This is a genomic window from Anaerobacillus alkalidiazotrophicus (assembly GCF_001866055.1).
In genome coordinates, this window is record NZ_MLQS01000006.1 from 1 (window position 1) to 18,246 (window position 18,246).

Sequence of the window (18,246 nt, forward strand, 5' to 3'; positions counted from 1 at the left end):
GTTCGGTCCCTATCCGTCGCGGGCGTAGGAAATTTGAGAGGAGCTGTCCTTAGTACGAGAGGACCGGGATGGACATACCGCTGGTGTACCAGTTGTTCCGCCAGGAGCATAGCTGGGTAGCTACGTATGGAAGGGATAAGTGCTGAAAGCATCTAAGCATGAAGCCCCCCTCAAGATGAGATTTCCCTTGGAGTTAATCCAGTAAGACCCCTTAGAGATGATGAGGTTGATAGGTCTCGGGTGGAAGCATGGTGACATGTGGAGCTGAGAGATACTAATCGGTCGAGGACTTATCCTAAAAATAAGAATTGAATTCACACTCAAGTAACTTAAATGTATGTTATCTAGTTTTCAGAGAATGATCTCTGAAAGTGAATATAAAGGATGTTTGATTAAGAACGGTCACGTCCTGTGACCAACATCGAACGACTAACATCCTGTTAGCCTAGTGGCGATAGCAAAGAGGTCACACTCGTTCCCATGCCGAACACGATCGTTAAGCTCTTTTGCGCCGATGGTAGTTAGGGGCTTCCCCTTGTGAGAGTAGGACGTTGCTAGGTAATATGAAAACACATTCTAATTGGATGTGTTTTTTTATTAAATTGTTTTGAAAATCTACTTTGTTTTTTAGAATTCTTTTGTAGGAAGCATAATATATAAACCAGTATTGATATGTGTTCAATTTTCATTAAAAGAATGGGACTATCATAATAATTCAACTAATTTATTATAAATCCAAGACGGAAATATAAATATAGTTCATGTAAAATAACAGAAAAACTGGCTATGAGTATACAAGAAAAAGGAGAAAGAAGCTTGGGATACAAAGGGAGATTTTTAGTATGTTCTATTACAATTATAACTACAATTGGTTGGCTGATATATCTATATATTGAGGAAGAATCAACTAATGCTTTTTTTGAAATTTTAATTTTCCTCTTTTTTTTTCTGCCCGTACCTTGGTGGTTAGGAAAGCAGTATGATAAAGCAAATTATTACCTAAAAAAATTAAAACAGAGAAGTGAAGAATTACAACAAAATAAATCAGAATTAGAAAGTCTCTTTAATAATAGTGCATCGTACCTCTGGTCAAATGATTTAACTTGTCAGAAAATTACTGTATCTAAAGGGATTGAGAAAATATATGGTTACAATGCGAAAGAATTTGAAAATGATTATAATCTATGGTTATCGACTATTTATCCTGAAGACAAAGGAAAAGTATCTAGCTATTATAAACAATTGTTTTTAGGTATCCCCTCAAAATGTGAGTGGAGATTTATTCGTAAAGATGGCAAAGTAAGGTGGATAGAATCTTTTGGAACCCCAATATTCGATAAGGAGAAGAATTTGGTAAAGCTGAATGGTGTGGCTTATGACATTACTGAACGAAAACATAGTGAAGAAAAGCTACAACATATGGCGTTCCATGACAATTTAACTGGATTACCGAATCGTCAAATGCTTTATATTTACTTAAAAAAAGCATTAGCTAAGTGTAAACGAAATGATACTATGTTGGCGGTAATGTTTGTTGACTTAAATAAATTCAAAATGATAAATGATACGAAAGGTCATGACTTTGGAGATAAACTGTTAATAGAGGTTAGTGAAAGATTAATAAAAAGTGTGCGAGAATGTGATTTTGTTTCAAGGAAAAGTGGGGATGAATTTATCATTGTATTGGAAGACATAACCGAAGTCCAAGCAAAGATCATTTCAGAACGTATTATAAAAAGTTTCTCATTCCCATTCTTTATAAATGGAGAAGAACAAAATGTTTACGTTAGTATAGGAATAAGTATATACCCTTATGATGGTGACAATATTGACACATTAATTAATAATTCGGATAAAGCAATGTATCTGGCCAAAAGACTCGGTAATAATATCTATCAATATTTTAAATAGATTTAATCAAACTGATTTGAACTTAAGGGTCATAGATCCCTCCTCTAAGCGTAGCGTAGGTGGGACCTTCCATTCAGGTGGAGTTGAGACTCCATCTGAATTTCCGATGTTCTAGCCAAGCTAGACCGAGTTCTCTGTATATAAGTTTTAACTCTTTCTAATAAATAGGTAACCGCTGAAAAGTGGTAAGAGCTTTTTAGGTTTATTTTTTCAATAAAAGTAGTTGAGTAATGATTGCTAATATGGGCAATTCTAACAGGGGACCAATTACTAATGTTAGGGCTATTATTGGTTGCTCGGGAAATGCGGTCATAGCAATTGCTAATGCAATCGGAGAGTTTCTAGCGAGAGTAGTTAAACTCAAACTAGCTCTATCACGATATGGAAAATTCATTAACTTGCCAACTTTCTGGCTTACGATGAAATTTATAGTAAAAAACAATAGTATAGGTATAGTCATCTTTAGCATCAGTGTAAGATTCTCAAGCAAAAACTGTCCTTGTGAAGCAAACATAGCAGTAATTGCTAAACTGAGAAAAATGATTGGCAATACACTTAAATTTGATAAAAGTTTTTCTTTTAGTGGTTCTCTATTTTTTAATAGAACTTTAGTTAGTATGGCTAATAGGAATGGTATTATTAGTATGTATAAAATACTTTCTAAGAGAAATGTAAATTCAATTGACTCGCTTAACCCACCAAAAATTAAGAGGTAGAATGGAAGTAGCACAACTTGTAATAATAAGTTTAGAGGTAAAATTGCTGTTGATAGAGCAAGGTTTCCTTTTGCTATGCCTGTAAATATTAAATACCAGTCAGTACAAGGTGTAACCATTAACATAATAAAACCAATATACAATGCCGGACTATCAGCTAAAAAGAATAACCCTAGTATCCAGGCTAAAATTGGTGTCCACAAAAAATTTAGTGTAACAGCTGCGTATGTAAACCTTATATTTTTAAAAGCTTTTTTTAATTCTTCAATAGGGATTTGTAAAAATGTTACATAAAGCATTGTCACTAGTAAAGGTACAATTAAGGTTTCAACGTTTGTTTGAATAAAATTTAATTGTCCAATAGTAAGCCCGATAATAACAGATAATAAAATGATAAAAGTATATAATTTTTCTATTAATCTCACTTTCACATCACCTAACGATAAAATTTTCTTACTAGATTATTTTACCATATTAAAGACAAGTTATTATAGATTTATTGTTAAAGGAAAGAAAGTTGACACTATTTTATCCAACTATAAATGCTAGTCATATTGGTTACCGTGTAGATTTTTTAGGAAAAGTGGTTGTAACATTAAACGAATAATCAAATTTTTTATACAAAGTTAAAATAGAGAGCTGTAAACCAACAGGACTGCTAATAATATAGGTTCATATGAATGGGAAAAAAGTAAATATTATTCATTATATTTGTAAAAAGGACACTTCATTAATATAAGTGAAAAATGATGAGTAATTTGTTTTTTTAATATAAATATTTTTTCCAATACTCCGAAAATTTCATTTGTGTACTAAAGAATAAATTAATCAAATATTATGTTAGTATAAAACGAATGAAGAAGTGTTTGGATGGCTAAGAGGCTAATTGGGTTCTTTATCTTGTTAGCTTTGTTATCGTCATGTGCAAATGATGTTGAAGAACAGAACTATTACTTATTTGCAGTATCAGAACATTGGAAAGCAGAAATGCATCTCACACTACCGCCTCCTCCGGAACAAACCTTTGAAATTAATATTGATTTTATTTACACAGGTTCAGATAGTAATGGTAAACACAAAGTGGAATATTATCACATATTAGAGTGGTATAAGTCCTGAACCGTATGTAATGTGTAATAGTGAGTATTTACCAACAAAAGAGAAACCATACGGGATTACCTTTTACGATACAAGGGTCATTGGTGGCTATAATATTGGGTAAAAGTGGATGACAGAAGTTACTTGGTTCGTGAACGGAAAGAAGATGGTTGAACAATTAATTTTTGAAGAAAAGGAGTAAATTTATAGCCATTGAGAGTAATTGAAAAACAATATAAAATGTAACTCTATCGGAGAAAGAATTTATTTGTGGTTTCAAAAAGAGGAGGAACTATAATGAAAATATTTTTATTTTTGGTTCATCTTTTATTGATCTTGTCTTTGTTTTCATTAGGCTTTTTGAACTTGTTAATGTTTAAAAATGGTTTTTTAGGGATTTTATCGGTTTTGTCTGGATTGTTAATGATAATCTTACTGGTAAATGCAACGGATGATCGGGAAAACTTTGGGAGGTAAGTGTCTGTTGTATTTTTTCTTCTGTACCAAGTTGAGTTTAACAAATATAACATCCTCCTGACATTCGGACTAATGGGTAGGGTTTTGTGTATAAATAATTATGCTTCTTTTATAAGACGTACTAGTTCTAGTACGTCTTATTTAAAATACCAGCTAGAACCTCCTCGACCCATTTATTCAGTATTTAATTTAAATAGTGTGGTTTAAAAGCGAAACTCTCTTTTTTCCTAAGAAACATGAGTTGAACTTCAAATTGGTTCAGTTCATGATAATATTTAGGTTTAATATGGATCAGATGGATACCTCATATTTTCATCTTTTTTTACAGCCTCTTCAGTTTTTGTTTCTTCATTTGTACCGTTTTTTAAAGGCCTTCTACAACTCTTTTCCCATATTCTTTTATCACAATTTGTAAAAATCTCAATCATTCGCTCTTGTATTTCTTTTCGAGATGTAGACAATGCTCCAACAAGATTAGAGATTAATTCGTCACGTTCCCATTCAGTAAATTTTCTATATGTTTTGCGAGCTTGAACAAAGTTATTTTATGGATGTTTAAAACTGTTGATATAATTACAATCCATTTTTTTATATTTTTCCCCCATAGATTCATTGTTTTTGTTTACTTTGGTAATTATATATGATCAAAATAGACAAGTGAATAACCTTTTGTTATAGATTTGATAATCAAATGTTTACAAAAGTTACTGTTTATAATAAAATTAGTTTGAAAAATGGATACACATAGAAACTGGGGGAGAATACGTGAAATTATTAAGTAGTAAATTTATAACATTATTACTAGTCATTTTTGTCATAACAGCTTGTTCAAGTAATGAGCAAACGGAAGGAACGCCAGAGACTAATGAAGAAATCTCATCATATGTAAATAATGAATTGTTAGTTTCTGTTGAATGGTTAAAGGAAAACGTAAATAGTGAAGGTATACTTATTCTTGATGCGCGAGGGGAAGAGGAATATGCGAAAGGTCATATACCTGGTTCAATGCCTGTTAGCTGGCAGCAGTTTAGTAAAATGGATGGTGGACCTGGAGAAGTGGACTGGGGAGTAGTATTAGATGCTCCACAATTATCTGAAAGATTAAGTACAATTGGAGTATCATCTGATAAAACGATTGTCGTATACGGTAATCCAAATTCCTGGGGGGAAGATGGACGGGTTATTTGGATGCTTCAAACAGCAGGTATTCAAGCGAAAATGTTAAACGGTGGGTGGACAGCCTGGGAAGCAACTGAAGAGGTCTCAAAAGAGAGTACGGTTCCAGAGGCTAGTAACTTCAATGTTGAGGAATTAGACTTAACATATTTTGCTTCTACAGAATGGTTAAGTGAAAACTATGAGAACTTAGTTGTGATTGATACTAGAACCGAAAAGGAATTTAATGGTGCCACTGATTTTGGGGAAGCAAGGGGTGGTCATATTCCTGGAGCAGTCAATTTGCCATTTAAAGAATTATATAATCATGATTCAACGATAAAATCTCAAGTTGACATTGAACAAGTAATGGAAGGTATAGGGATTACTAAAGATGATACGATTGTTACGTATTGTACGGCTGGAATACGCTCAGCACATATGACGTTACTCTTAAACATGGCAGGTTATGAAAATGTAAAAAACTATGATGCTTCGATCTATGAATGGGCGAATAACGATACTCTTCCTCTAGATTAATCAGAGTGTTATGAAAAAAAATATTCAAATAATCATGCTAGGGATAGGGACGTTCGTCTCCTATTCCTTTTTACTAGATCTAGACTTTTTAAGGAAAGCTGTTGCATTATGGTATATGGAAGATAGTAAAGGTATGATAATGCTATTAGTAAGTAAAGGTTCTTCTCAAAGTTATTTAGCATTTTCATTATTGTATATTGAAAGTTTTTTCTTTCCTTTTCACACTTTGTTTATGAATCAAGTAGTGAATGAGTTGTATGGTTTTATTCATGGATCGTTTTATTTTATAGGTATGATGATATTCTGTATTTTTCCTTTCTATTTAATTAGTAGAAATGAACTGAAATTCGAACCGTTAGTTGTTTTTATGTTTAGTTTGTTTTTGTTACCTATCCCTATAGTAGCATTCACATTGGTTTATATTGTGCAAAATAAAGAATTATTAAGGGGGAATTTTTCTGCAAAGAGGTAGAATTAAGGAGCTTCAACTTCCAATTGTAATAATAGGGATTGTAAGTTTAATAGGTTTATATATTTTCTTACCAGATTTAAGGGGAGGAGTGAATGAAGCTGTTAAAAAATTAATAGAAGCTGACATTGAAGCTTTTCGTGACTATTTATTATCGTTTGGAGTTTGGGCACCGGTAGTATCATTCTTCCTAATGATTTTTACGTTAATTGTTGCACCGTTACCAGCATTTGTCGTTACATTTTCAAATGGGTTATTATTTGGAGCATTTTGGGGTGGAGTGTTATCTTGGACTAGTGCAATGGTAGGAGCAGCGATTTGTTTTTTCATCGCGCGAAGTTTAGGGAGACCAGTTGTAGAAAAGCTAGTCAGTAAAACGGCACTTCATTGGACAGATCTCTTCTTTGAACGATATGGTATGCATTCTGTACTAATTGCTAGACTAATACCGGTCGTTTCTTTTGCGTTAATTAGTTATGCTTCTGGCCTAACTGCGATTAGGTTTATCGTGTTTGTTATCGCAACAGGAATTGGACAGCTACCAGCTACCATTCTTTATTCCATCTTAGGAGAAAACGCAAACAAATCGGTGTTAGTTGTATTTTGGGCTTTTGTAGTTGTCATTTGTTTTGGGATAGTAGGGGCAGCTTTAAAGCCTAGGTTTGAGAAAAAGTTTAAAAGAAGTGAAGTAGTAAAATGAATACAGAAGTGAACCAACCTATTACTTTTCCTAAAGTTCATAAACCATTTCTATTCCGTTTGTCGATTTCTTTGATTGTTTGTTCATGGTTAGCGTACAATGTAGAGTGGAGTGAATTAGCCTATCAAATTAAACATTTGAACCTTTTGTATGTTTTGTTGGCGTTGGTTTCAGTTTTATCGTGTATATTGATTAGTTGTTACAAGTGGTATATACTTTGTCGGTTAAACGGGAAAGTTTCTTTTTATCAATGTTTTCGTTGGTATTATATTGGTTTCTTTTTTAATAATTTCCTACCAGGAAGTATCGGTGGAGATGTAAGTAGAGTAGTATATGCAAGTAAATCCTTAGGCTCACAACAAGCAGTTGCTTCAGTTTCTGTAGAAAGACTCTTCGCTGGAATTGCATTAATTGGTATAACGGTAACGGGTGTATTAACAGTAAATATAAGTGCTTCGCTTTTAGGGCAAGTGTTTATTTTTTTCCTTATTTTAAGTTTCATAGTCGTTGCCATTTTTTTGAAACCTTTTGAAAAACTGATGATCCGTCTATTTAAAGGGAAAGTTATTCCTTTTTATCAGGCGATTGATCAATATAAGCACAATCGTTATACGTTATGGCTACTATTATTTTACTCTATTCTTTTTCAAATTTTCTTTGTATTAGTGACGACATTTCTTTTTAAATCAATGGGTGTGTTTGTTCCTTTCATGGCTCAACTAGGTTTTGTGTCAATCATTTCAATTTTGACAATGATCCCTATTTCTATTAATGGAATTGGTATTCGTGAAGGAGCATATGTATATTTATTTGCTTTAGTAGGGATTTCAGAAACGGTATCGATTACTGTATCATTGTTATTTTTTGTATTAGTTTTAATCGGGACATCCATTGGTGGTCTGTTTTGGCTTTTAGAAAAAGAACAGGTAATTCAGAAGGGGTAGTTGACTTGGTGATAAAAAGCTTTATTCATGCTTACTTTCGTATGAAAGCAAAATTTATGATTAAAAAAAATCGTAATAATCAATGTTTTTTTCGAGTGAAAAAACCAATGTACAAATGGACCGTTGCTTTCTTAACGACAGCAGGTGTTCATTTGAAAACTCAAGAAAAGTTTGATGTTGAGGCAGGGGACCATACTGTTCGCAATATTGGCGATGATGCCAAAAAAGATGAGTTAATGATTAGCCACACACATTACGATACAACCGATGCCAATGAAGATATTAATAGTGTATATCCAATTGACATTTTGCATCAGCTAAAAAAAGAAGGCATCATTGGAAATACAGCAAAAACTCATTTTGGAATGATGGGTTATATTCCTAACACTCAGCATTTACTTGATGAATCAATCCCATTTATCATTGAACAGTTAAAGAAAGATCGTGTAAATGTTTTGCTTGCCTCTCCAGGCTGATATATTTGTCATCAATCCGTGGGATTGATCCAAAAGGCAGTTGAAAAAGAAGGAATCGCAACCATATCTATAACTCATTTGCCAGAACTAACGAAAAAAGTTCAACCGCCAAGAGCTTTACATATAAAGTTTCCATTAGGAAGAAGTTTTGGTGCAGCAAATCGAGTTGACTTACAACGCAAAATTGTGATGGATATGCTAAATGGTATTATTGATATGGAAGAAGAGGAGAAGATTAGAAAACTACCATATCGTTGGAGAAGAGATTAATGGTGAAAATCGGAGGAAACAATGAAAAAAATATTAAATCTACTAATGTTAACATTCTTAATCTTTATTACAGCTTGTGGAAATGAAAATGAGGAAATTGAACAGGAAAATGTACTAGACCTTCCTTGGAAAGAGGTCGAACAAATAGCAGCAGGTACGGAAGTTCGAATGTTTATGTGGGGTGGGGACGAAGGAATAAATTCATATATCGATCATTGGGTTGCCCCACGGATAGAAGAAATGTATGGAATTACACTTATTCGTACACCAATGGACATTCAAGAAGTATTACAAAAGCTGTTAACCGAGAGGGAAGTTAACCAACAGTCAGGTACAATTGATATCATTTGGTTGAACGGGGAAAATTTTAAAAATGCAAAAAATAACGAACTGCTTTGGGATTCTTTTAGTTCGTCTTTACCAAATTTCAAAACTTATACTGATGACACACAATATGAATTTGATTTTGGTACAGAGGTAGACGGATTAGAAGCTCCATGGGGAAAAGTCCAATTTGTGTTTAACTATGACGAAGAAAAAGTAGCAAATCCACCAACGAGTTTTTCTGAATTAAAAGAATGGGTAAAGCAAAACCCAGGGAAATTCACATACCCTGAAGCAGAAGATTTTACAGGTAATGCTTTTTTACGTCATTTATTTTATGAATTTAATGATCATAACTTACTTTTTAATGATGAGACAAATCTTGACGATGTAAGTGAAGAGGTTTGGGCTTATTTAAATGATTTGAAACCATATCTTTGGAGAAATGGTGAAACCTATCCACAATCGCTAGCTCAGCTTGACCAGCTTTATAGTCAAGGCGAGGTTTATATGACAATGGGTTATAACGAAGCAAGGGCCGAAAGCTTAATTGAAAGTGGTACATTTCCTTCATCGACAAGAAGCTTTATATTAGATGTAGGTTCTATTGGCAATAGTCACTTTCTTTCTATTCCGTTTAATAGTCCTAATAAAGCTGGTGCGTTAGTCGTTATTAATGAATTATTGTCTCCTGAAGCACAATTAAAGAAAATGGATTCTTCTATGTGGGGAGAAAGCAGTGTTTTAGATTTGAGTAAACTAGATGATGAAATGAAACGACAATTTGAAGAAGTCGATAGGGGTTTATCTGTGCTAGATCCGGAAATTTTACAAGATTCGTTTCTACCTGAACTACCAACCGATTATGTAGATTTTATAAAGGAGAAATGGCTTTTTGAAGTTGTTCAATCACAATAATTTATTTCGCATCAGCGTTTTTCTTTTACCTAGTTTGTCCGTTACAGTATTGTTAACAGGTTATGCACTGATAAAGGCTATCTCGCAAAGTTTACGAGAGAATGGGATTGGGACATATGCTTTTGTATTGGAGAATACAATGTTCCGATCCTCCTTTGTTTTTAGTTTGAAAGTTACTTTTATAGCGACCATCATTTCTTTATTCCTAGGTTTGGTCCTAGCTAAAATGATTTATACTTATTTTGAAAAATCAACCTTAAAATTAATCATCTGGGTACCGATGCTGCTTCCTCATTTTGTTGCGGCTTATCTTGTTCTGATTTTTTTATCCCAAAGTGGTTTAATATCAAGTGGGTTTTATCATCTTGGGATAATTTCTGATCGTCATGAATTCCCCATTTTAGTATTTGATCGTGTTGGAGTAGGGATCATTGTAACGTATGTGTGGAAGTCTGTACCATTTGTAGTTCTTATGCTTTTACCTGTGATATATGAAATTGATCGTAGGTATGTTCAAGTTGTCCGCACTTTAGGTGGTGGGCGATGTGAAGTATTTAGGACGGTGGAGTGGCCTTGGCTTTTCCCTGTTATCATTGAAATTGGGTTAATTTTATTCGCATTTATTATTGCGGCTTTTGAAGTCCCATATTTACTAGGAGTGACTGATCCGAAAATGATATCAGTCCTTGCTTATCAATGGTTTTACACAGGAGATTGGTCATTTCGATCGATGTCAATGGCATTAATGATCCTACTTACTGTTTTTATTCTCGTATGTTCTTTCCTTATTTTTCAAGTTTCAAAAAGAAGTCGTTATACTATGATGAAAGGGAGCTAAATGATGAAAAAACTAATTTATTTTATGCTCTTTTTCATTGTATTTTTATTTCCAATTGTATTCCTTTTTATTCAAAGTGTAGCGGTTCAATGGAGATGGCCGCAAATTTTTCCTGAAATGTTTCATTTTTATTCGTGGGAGATACTTTTTATAGAACCTAGATTAATAGAAGCGTTACAGGTTACCATGTTCATCGGTTTTGTTGTTGTTTTCATTAACTTACTACTTGGAATATTAGCTGGAAAGGGACTTTCTCATCACCAATTTAAAGGGAAATCGATGATTGAAATGATTTTAATGGCACCTATCTTAGTTCCAAGTTTGGCAATTGCATTAGGGTTGCATATGACGTTCATTCGTTTAGGCTTAGCCAATCATTGGGTAGGCGTTGTTTTCGTTCATTTAGTCCCGACACTTCCTTACACGATTAGAATTTTTCGCAGCGGCTATGATCGTTTAGGTAGAAAAATAATTGAGCAAGGGATCACGTTAGGAATTAGTCACTGGAAAATTTTTTGGACGATAGAAATCCCACTTTTAATGCCTTCGATTAGAAGTGCAGTGATGCTTACGTATATTATTTCATTAAGTCAATACGCGTTAACGGCAATTATTGGTGGTGGAAACGTTGTAACGTTGGCACTCGTTTACTATCCCTTTTTTCAAAGCTCAAATCCTGGTGTCATCGCTAGTTTCTCCTTTTTATTTTTTCTATTACCAATCTTGTTTTTTATCATATTTGAAGGTACTGTAAAACTACTTAAGATATTACTAAAGGTAGGGTAAGGAGAGGTATGATACCATTAATTGAATGTCAGAATATAAATAAAAATTTTGAAGAGAAGAAAGTCATAGAAGATATTACTTTTTCATTAAATGAAGGGGAAATACTCTGTATTGTTGGTCCTTCTGGTTGTGGTAAAACAACGCTTTTACGATGTATCGCTGGTCTTGAACATGTGACGAGTGGGAACATTTATCTTGAAGGAAAAAAAATGAATGAAATGAGTGCCCAAGAACGACCGGTTGTCATGATGTTTCAACATCCTTTGTTATTCCCGCATTTAACGATTATAGAAAATACGGTATATGGATTAAAACTAAAAAATATAACAAAGTCTGAACGGATAGCTAAAGGTATGGAAATATTAGAAAATATGGAAATCGGACATTTAAGAGAGGCTTATCCTCATGAAATATCTGGTGGACAGCAACAGCGTGTGGCCCTTGCTAGAGCACTATTGGTCCAGCCGAAGTTATTAGTTCTCGATGAACCATTTAGCAGTTTAGATCCTGATTTACGTAGTTCCCTACGAGGTTGGGTAAAAAAGAAATTGAAAAAATGGAGAACAACGGCGATTTTCGTCACCCATGATAAGGAAGAAGCGATGGTTATAGCCGATCGTATTGCTGTGATGAAGGATGGCTCAATTCAGCAGATTGGTAGTCCAGAAGAACTTTATGAAAGTCCAAACACGGCTTATGTCGCTAATTATTTTTCGGATGGATTTACTGTTGATGAATTATTCGTCCCTTTGAGTAAAGTTCATGTAAGTACGTGTTTAACGACCGTACAAAACAATTTTGATCAATGCTTAGAGGCGAAGGTAGATACAACTTTTTTTAAAGGTGGTCAAAGGTTTATACAAGTTGAATTAGTAGAACTAGGTATAGAGATTACGATTGCTTGCCAAATTTCTGTATCAAAAAATGATATGGTTTTCTTAGGAGTAAATACAGAAGCGATGGTTTCTTTTCGAACTGATTAAAAAAAGGAGAAAGTGATATGTTAGATACACATGCTAGAAAATATGTTGAGCCATTAATAGTGAGAACTGCTAAGCTTTTACTCAAGTACAAGCTTACTGCAAACCAAGTGACAGTTCTGGCCTTCCTTATTGGTTCTCTATCTGGGTTATTTGTTTATGTTGGACAACCAATTTTGGCTGTTATTGTTTTATGGATATCAGGATTTTTAGATGCGGTAGATGGCTCTATGGCTCGTTTAACGAAAACTAGTGAATTTGGGACTGTATTAGATGTAAGTTTTGATCGAATAGTTGAAATAAGTGTCATTATTGGGTTAGCGCTAGCTTTTCCGGAAATTACATTTGCTTTGTTATTGTTAAGTGTGGCAATTATTGTTTCTATGACCATTTTTCTTACTGTTGGAGCAGTTTCTGAAAAAAAAGGAATGAAGTCATTTTATTACCAAGCAGGTGTGGCTGAGCGCACAGAGGGTTTTCTTTTATTTAGTCTAATTATTTTACTTCCGTCCATGATGTATTTTCTAACAATTCTATTTGCTGGTCTAGTTATTTTTACTGCCATACAAAGATTGCTAGAAGCAAAAAAAATATTGAGTTAACGATTTATTTACACTGCTACTTTTATTTATGCAGTGTTTTTTATTGAGATTTAATAGTATTTCAAAGAGCGATACAAAATATGTTTCTTTCATGAAATGGTATTTACTTTTTAGTGGTATTATAATATGTTATAGTAGTTATAAAAATAAATTATAGTTAGAGAGGGAACGAAATGAGTAAAACAAATATTCTTTCGTATTTGTTATTCATGGTATTATTAATTACCTTAATCGCATGCAATGGGGAAAAAGTTGCTAACGAGAACAATGAAGAGAGTATGGCAATAGAAACAGTGAATAATGATTTATCATTATTGACTACTGATCTACTAAAAGAAAAACTTGAAAACCCACAATATGTCATTGTCGATATTCGCTCACAAGCGGAATATAATGGCTGGAAATTAAATGACGAAAATAGAGGTGGCCATATTCAAGGGGCAGTAAACTTTCCGTTGAATTGGACGAAAGAAGTGGATCACCTTGAGGATCTTTTAGTGGAAAACGGGATTACGACTGACAAACATGTTATTGTTTATGATGCTTTAGGAAATGATGTTCATGTGATGTTTGAGGTTTTGTCAAACTTAGGTTATTCAAATGTTTATGGATATGAAGAAGGACTAGTTACTTGGGCAATAGATGAAAATTTACCGATGGAAAGTCTAGCTAATTATGAGAAATTAGTGTATCCAACGTGGGTAAATGAACTAATTAAGGGTAATCGTCCAAATACGTTTGATAATTATGATTATAAAATTTTTGAAGTGGCATGGGGAGCACCGGTTGATTATAATGAAGGTCATATTCCAGGTGCTTATTACTTAGATACAAACGAAATAGAAGAAGAGCCATTATGGAATCGTAAATCTGATCAGGATATTGAACAGATGTTGTTAGATTATGGTATTACCTATGATACGACAGTCATTTTGTATGGAAGAGATAACATGGCTGCGATGCGTGCGGCTTCAATTATGTTATATGCGGGTGTAGAGGATGTACGTATCCTTGATGGTGGATATTTTGCTTGGGAAAAAGCAGGTTTTGAAATCGAAACAGAATCAAATGTACCAACATCTGTTGCGAATTTTGGGGTTGAGGTTCCAGCGCGTCTGGATTTCATAATTGATACTGAGGAAGCAAAAGAATGCCTCATTGATGAAAATGGTAGATTAGTAAGTATTCGTAGCTGGGAAGAACATATTGGAGAAACAAGTGGTTACAGCTATATTAATCCAAAAGGAAGAATTGAAGGATCTGTATGGGGGTATGCGGGTACAGATGCTTATAATATGGAAGATTATCGTAATTTTGATCAGACGATGCGAAATTACCATGAACTTGCTTCAAACTGGGCTGATTTAGGAATTACGGAAGAAAATCAAGTATCATTTTATTGCGGAACAGGATGGAGAGCAAGTGAAGCATTCTTTGCTGCATATTTAATGGGCTGGGAGAATATTTCGGTTTATGATGGTGGTTGGTTTGAGTGGAGTCTTGATGAATCTAATCCAATTGAAGTAGGAGAACCTACAAACTAAGTTCTGTTAGAAGGCTGTCCATATCGAAAATTGGGCAGCCTTTTACATTATGGAAGGAGAGGTTTAGTGAAAAATAATTTTAGATTAGTTAGGGTAATATTTGATGTGGTCTTACCAATGGTGGCTTGGCTATTGGTAATTGGAAGTTTTGTTTTGCAACAATTGGCTGAGACTAGAATGGGGTTGTATCGGGATCTGGTATATAGAAACCAAATCTTGCAATCGACAATACTAAATCCCAAGTGGTTTTGGATCTATATAAGTATTATCGTTTTAGTGGTTGTGCTATGTATTTTTCTTTATATAAAAGGAAAAAATGTAAATTACTTTCGTATTAGATACTTAGTTGCTTTTATTGGTACGAGTATAGGTTTAATTATTTTGTTATATTTTTACCAATCATTTCATTTTCTTACTTTTCCCTTATTGGTTAACTTTATAATGATTCTGTTTGTGGTGCAATTTATTAAATTTGTTATAAATATTCGAGTTAATAAATAATTGCTTATAGGGATTATCTTAACATTAAATACATCTATCCTAATTCTCACCATATTAATAAGGTATTGACATTGTTAATGGTATTAAGTTAATATATAATTGATAATCATTATCAATTATATATTCTTTTTATACATAATTTCTAGTTAGGGGAGAAGACATGTGATTATTATTAACAACACTGTTCAAGTAAAAAAAGGGTTTGCAGATAAACTAATTCAAAGATTTGATCGACCAGGGAATGTTGAAAGTTTTGAAGGATTTTTAGGATTAAAAGTTTTGCAAAAAAGAGGAACAGCAGATTATGACGAAATTGTTATTAACACATTGTGGGAATCAAAAGAAGCTCATGATGCTTGGGCACGTAGTGATGAATTTAAAAAATCACATAGTGGCTCAAGACCGGAGTTTATTATAAACAACAAAATTGAGTTGTATGACGTTGTTGCTAGTAGGGAACCAAAAGTTGAGGTTAATAATTAAAGGCTAAAAGGGATCATGTCGACTAGATATGATCCCTTTTAGCTTAATTATTTATACTAGTAAAATTTTTTAGTAGATTATTAAAAGTAGAATTAGAATGCATTTTACTTTCAACAACATCACATATAGCCGAAATAAAATCGTAAGAATCATTTAAAAAGGGTGTGCGTAAAAATTCTATACCTAGTTCATTAGCTGTTTTTTGACTAAAAACTCCAGCATCAAAATAAACTTCAGCATTTTCAGTTACTGATAAAAGGTCACACATAATGATACTTTGTTTTCCTTCATTAGCAACTTCTTTAATAACGTCTTGAACATCTGGACCAATCCATAATTGTGGCTGTGGTCCAGCGCTACGGTAAGCAATACGCCAGTCAAGAGAAACATTGCGAGCGATAGAAGTAGCTAATTCTTCAAATTGCGTTGTATAAGTTAAATGAGTTTCCGGTTTACCCGGTTGGCTATGAGCAGTAAAAATGACAATACAATCATTCTTTACATCTTTAGATAGCCATGTATGAGCAGTATGTACTCTATTAGTGAAGCAATCTATGATGTTACTATCTAAATGCCAGTTTTTCACGTTTAATACAGGGATATTTATTTGTAAATCAGCTAATTTCTTATCAACTTTTTTCTCGTATAAGCCAACACCAGTTTTCGAGTAAAAAGTTGTTAAAGGGAGAGTAATAATATATTTAACGCCATCAGCAACCATCTGTTCAACAGCATCTTCAACAAAAGGCTCAGAATGTTTACACCCAATATAAACTTTCAATTGTTCATTTGTGTTTTTACTCAAAACTGATTGAATTGCGCTCGCTTGACGTTTCGTTACTGAACCTAGTGGGTCAGCTACTCCTAATTCTATATAGCGCAATTTAGCTTCATGTATCATTTCTTCAGATGGTTCGTGACCATGCATAATGTGAGTAAAGTAACTTGTAAGGCCATCAATTGACTTTGGAGAACCATAATTCATTATTAAAACACCAATCATTTTTATCGCTCCTTTATTAACTGTAGTTATGAAAGATGATGATAATCATTATCAAGTATAATTAATTTTATCAAATCATGACAGTGAAGTATAGTAATTTTAAGAAAAATAAATGTTATGAAAGTGTTGACTTTATGAATTCAATATAGTTAAATACAATTGATAATGATTTTCAATATCGATATACATAATTGGAGGAACATCATAATGAAGAAGCAACTATTCTATTTATTTTTATTTGCAGTTTTATCTATCTTTATTTTAGTAGGTTGTGGTAAACAAGAAACTGACGCTAATGAGGAAGTTTCTGAACCTACTGAAACTGAACAAGAAATACAAGAAGAAGTAATTGAAGAAGAGGAAAGTCATTATCCAATTACTGTTACTGATTCTGCTGGAAGAGAATTAATATTTGAAAGTGCACCACATAGAATTGCAACAGTCATTCCTGGAGATATGGAAATCATTTATGCATTAGGTGGGGAACTTGCTGCTAGACCGCAATCAAGTGGAGAAGTAAGACCACCAGAGGCGGAGTCTTTAGATGTTATTGGTCATCCGCATGATATCAACTTTGAAATATTAGCAAGCCTTGGTGTAGACTTATTTATTGGCCATTCAAGAGTAAATATGAAAGACATTGAAACTCTTGAAGCACTGGGGATTAACGTATTATTATCACATGGCGATAGTTTTGAAGATATTATCGGCTTAATAAACTTGTATGGTCGAATACTAGATAAAGGATCTGAAGCTGAACAATTAATTCATGAGATTGAAAACGAAATAAACGCACTTATAGGAAACCAACCTGAACAACCAATGAAAACGTTAATTTTATTTGGAACAGTAGATGAGACGATGGCTGCATTGCCTCAATCATTAGTAGGAAGTTTATTCGAATTAGTAGGTACTGAAAATGTTGCTAGCGGTCTTCCGAGGTTAGATCGATATCCGACTTATGCTCAGTTGAGCTTAGAAAGGGTATTAGAAGCAAATCCAGATGTAATTTATTTCATGGCTCATGGAGACCCACAAGCAGTGTTAGACAATTTCCAAAGTGAAATGTCAAAAAATCCAGCGTGGAATAATTTAACTGCCGTTAAAAACGATAATTTAATTATTTTACCACATAGTCTTTTCGGTACAAATCCAGGACCGAGAATAGTAGAATCTTTACAATATTTAAGTGAAAGTCTTGAGAGTATTACAATTGAATAAAAAGATTTTCGTAAATTAAATAACAATAACATTAGTAATGAAATAGGGGCTGGGACAAAACCACCTCTTAGATGAAAAAAGCCGGTGAAATTTTACGACGAGTAAAATTTCACCGGCTTTGATTATTTTTAATAAAAATAAGGACCACTTCTGATAAAATAAAGTTACCATACCAAATTTCAACAGAAAGAAGGGTCCTTATGTTTAAAGATTATAACATGAACCAATTAGTTTTGCCTTTAGATTTAGAAGTAAAATTACAAAAAAATGATATTGCCTTCCATGTCCAC

17 protein-coding genes, 2 rRNA genes and 1 pseudogene are annotated in these 18,246 nt (G+C 33.4%); 17 read left to right on the forward strand and 3 right to left on the reverse strand.

Annotated features, from left to right (window positions below; all coding sequences use genetic code 11):
* The 3 genes from BKP45_RS07780 to BKP45_RS07790 form a co-directional block, all read left to right on the forward strand.
* Positions 1-298, forward strand: a 23S ribosomal RNA gene (locus BKP45_RS07780); the annotation flags it as partial.
* A gap of 146 nt (positions 299-444) precedes the next feature.
* Positions 445-560 (forward strand): 5S ribosomal RNA (gene rrf / locus BKP45_RS07785).
* Positions 561-786: 226 nt separating this feature from the next.
* Positions 787-1,911 carry a sensor domain-containing diguanylate cyclase gene (locus BKP45_RS07790; protein ID WP_084787723.1) on the forward strand — a complete coding sequence of 375 codons (1,125 nt, stop codon included), beginning with the start codon at positions 787-789 and terminating at the stop codon, positions 1,909-1,911.
* A 202-nt stretch (positions 1,912-2,113) separates the two neighbouring features.
* On the opposite strand, the gene BKP45_RS07795 is transcribed toward BKP45_RS07790, so the two are convergent.
* Entirely contained in the window at positions 2,114-3,052 is a 939-nt protein-coding gene (locus BKP45_RS07795) for an arsenic resistance protein (RefSeq protein WP_071389172.1), read from the reverse strand.
* 445 nt (positions 3,053-3,497) lie between these two features.
* On the opposite strand from BKP45_RS07795, the gene BKP45_RS07800 reads away from it, so the two are divergent.
* On the forward strand, positions 3,498-3,746 hold the full coding sequence (locus BKP45_RS07800; RefSeq protein ID WP_071389173.1) for a hypothetical protein: 249 nt from the start codon (positions 3,498-3,500) through the stop codon (positions 3,744-3,746).
* A gap of 737 nt (positions 3,747-4,483) precedes the next feature.
* Here BKP45_RS07800 and BKP45_RS07810 read toward each other — a convergent pair.
* Positions 4,484-4,735, reverse strand: a pseudogene (locus BKP45_RS07810) (catalase-related domain-containing protein); the annotation flags it as partial.
* A 232-nt stretch (positions 4,736-4,967) separates the two neighbouring features.
* On the opposite strand from BKP45_RS07810, the gene BKP45_RS07815 reads away from it, so the two are divergent.
* The 12 genes from BKP45_RS07815 to BKP45_RS07880 all read left to right on the forward strand — a co-directional run bounded on the left by BKP45_RS07815 (position 4,968) and on the right by BKP45_RS07880 (position 15,732).
* Positions 4,968-5,897 (forward strand): sulfurtransferase, encoded by a 930-nt coding sequence (locus BKP45_RS07815; protein ID WP_071389176.1) that lies wholly within the window; start codon positions 4,968-4,970, stop codon positions 5,895-5,897.
* Between the two features lie 10 nt (positions 5,898-5,907).
* Entirely contained in the window at positions 5,908-6,369 is a 462-nt protein-coding gene (locus BKP45_RS07820) for a hypothetical protein (RefSeq protein WP_071389177.1), read from the forward strand.
* 88 nt (positions 6,370-6,457) lie between these two features.
* The gene (locus BKP45_RS07825; RefSeq protein WP_245747410.1) at positions 6,458-7,066 is read left to right on the forward strand and encodes a TVP38/TMEM64 family protein; all 609 of its coding nucleotides are present in this window, start codon (positions 6,458-6,460) and stop codon (positions 7,064-7,066) included.
* Complete coding sequence (locus BKP45_RS07830) at positions 7,063-8,010, forward strand: lysylphosphatidylglycerol synthase transmembrane domain-containing protein (protein ID WP_071389179.1); 948 nt, start codon at positions 7,063-7,065, stop codon at positions 8,008-8,010. The genes BKP45_RS07825 and BKP45_RS07830 overlap by 4 nt, the downstream gene beginning before the upstream one ends.
* A gap of 8 nt (positions 8,011-8,018) precedes the next feature.
* On the forward strand, positions 8,019-8,756 hold the full coding sequence (locus BKP45_RS23535; protein WP_407639586.1) for a glycine/sarcosine/betaine reductase selenoprotein B family protein: 738 nt from the start codon (positions 8,019-8,021) through the stop codon (positions 8,754-8,756).
* A gap of 21 nt (positions 8,757-8,777) precedes the next feature.
* Positions 8,778-9,998: an ABC transporter substrate-binding protein gene (locus BKP45_RS07845; protein WP_071389182.1), complete on the forward strand. Its 1,221-nt coding sequence runs from the start codon at positions 8,778-8,780 to the stop codon at positions 9,996-9,998.
* On the forward strand, positions 9,976-10,836 hold the full coding sequence (locus BKP45_RS07850) for an ABC transporter permease (protein WP_071389183.1): 861 nt from the start codon (positions 9,976-9,978) through the stop codon (positions 10,834-10,836). The genes BKP45_RS07845 and BKP45_RS07850 overlap by 23 nt, the downstream gene beginning before the upstream one ends.
* Positions 10,837-10,839: 3 nt before the next feature.
* A complete protein-coding gene (locus BKP45_RS07855) occupies positions 10,840-11,622 on the forward strand; it encodes an ABC transporter permease (protein WP_071389184.1) in 783 nt (260 codons plus the stop codon).
* A gap of 8 nt (positions 11,623-11,630) precedes the next feature.
* Positions 11,631-12,605: an ABC transporter ATP-binding protein gene (locus tag BKP45_RS07860; protein WP_071389185.1), complete on the forward strand. Its 975-nt coding sequence runs from the start codon at positions 11,631-11,633 to the stop codon at positions 12,603-12,605.
* Between the two features lie 17 nt (positions 12,606-12,622).
* Entirely contained in the window at positions 12,623-13,204 is a 582-nt protein-coding gene (locus BKP45_RS07865; RefSeq protein ID WP_071389186.1) for a CDP-alcohol phosphatidyltransferase family protein, read from the forward strand.
* A 173-nt stretch (positions 13,205-13,377) separates the two neighbouring features.
* Entirely contained in the window at positions 13,378-14,748 is a 1,371-nt protein-coding gene (locus tag BKP45_RS07870; protein WP_071389187.1) for a sulfurtransferase, read from the forward strand.
* A gap of 663 nt (positions 14,749-15,411) precedes the next feature.
* Complete coding sequence (locus BKP45_RS07880; protein ID WP_071389189.1) at positions 15,412-15,732, forward strand: antibiotic biosynthesis monooxygenase; 321 nt, start codon at positions 15,412-15,414, stop codon at positions 15,730-15,732.
* Positions 15,733-15,775: 43 nt separating this feature from the next.
* Here the strand turns inward: BKP45_RS07880 and hemH are convergent, their stop codons facing one another.
* The gene (hemH, locus tag BKP45_RS07885) at positions 15,776-16,735 is read right to left on the reverse strand and encodes a ferrochelatase (protein ID WP_071389190.1); all 960 of its coding nucleotides are present in this window, start codon (positions 16,733-16,735) and stop codon (positions 15,776-15,778) included.
* A 207-nt stretch (positions 16,736-16,942) separates the two neighbouring features.
* On the opposite strand from hemH, the gene BKP45_RS07890 reads away from it, so the two are divergent.
* Positions 16,943-17,956: an ABC transporter substrate-binding protein gene (locus BKP45_RS07890; protein WP_169824077.1), complete on the forward strand. Its 1,014-nt coding sequence runs from the start codon at positions 16,943-16,945 to the stop codon at positions 17,954-17,956.
* Positions 17,957-18,246 lie beyond the last annotated feature (290 nt).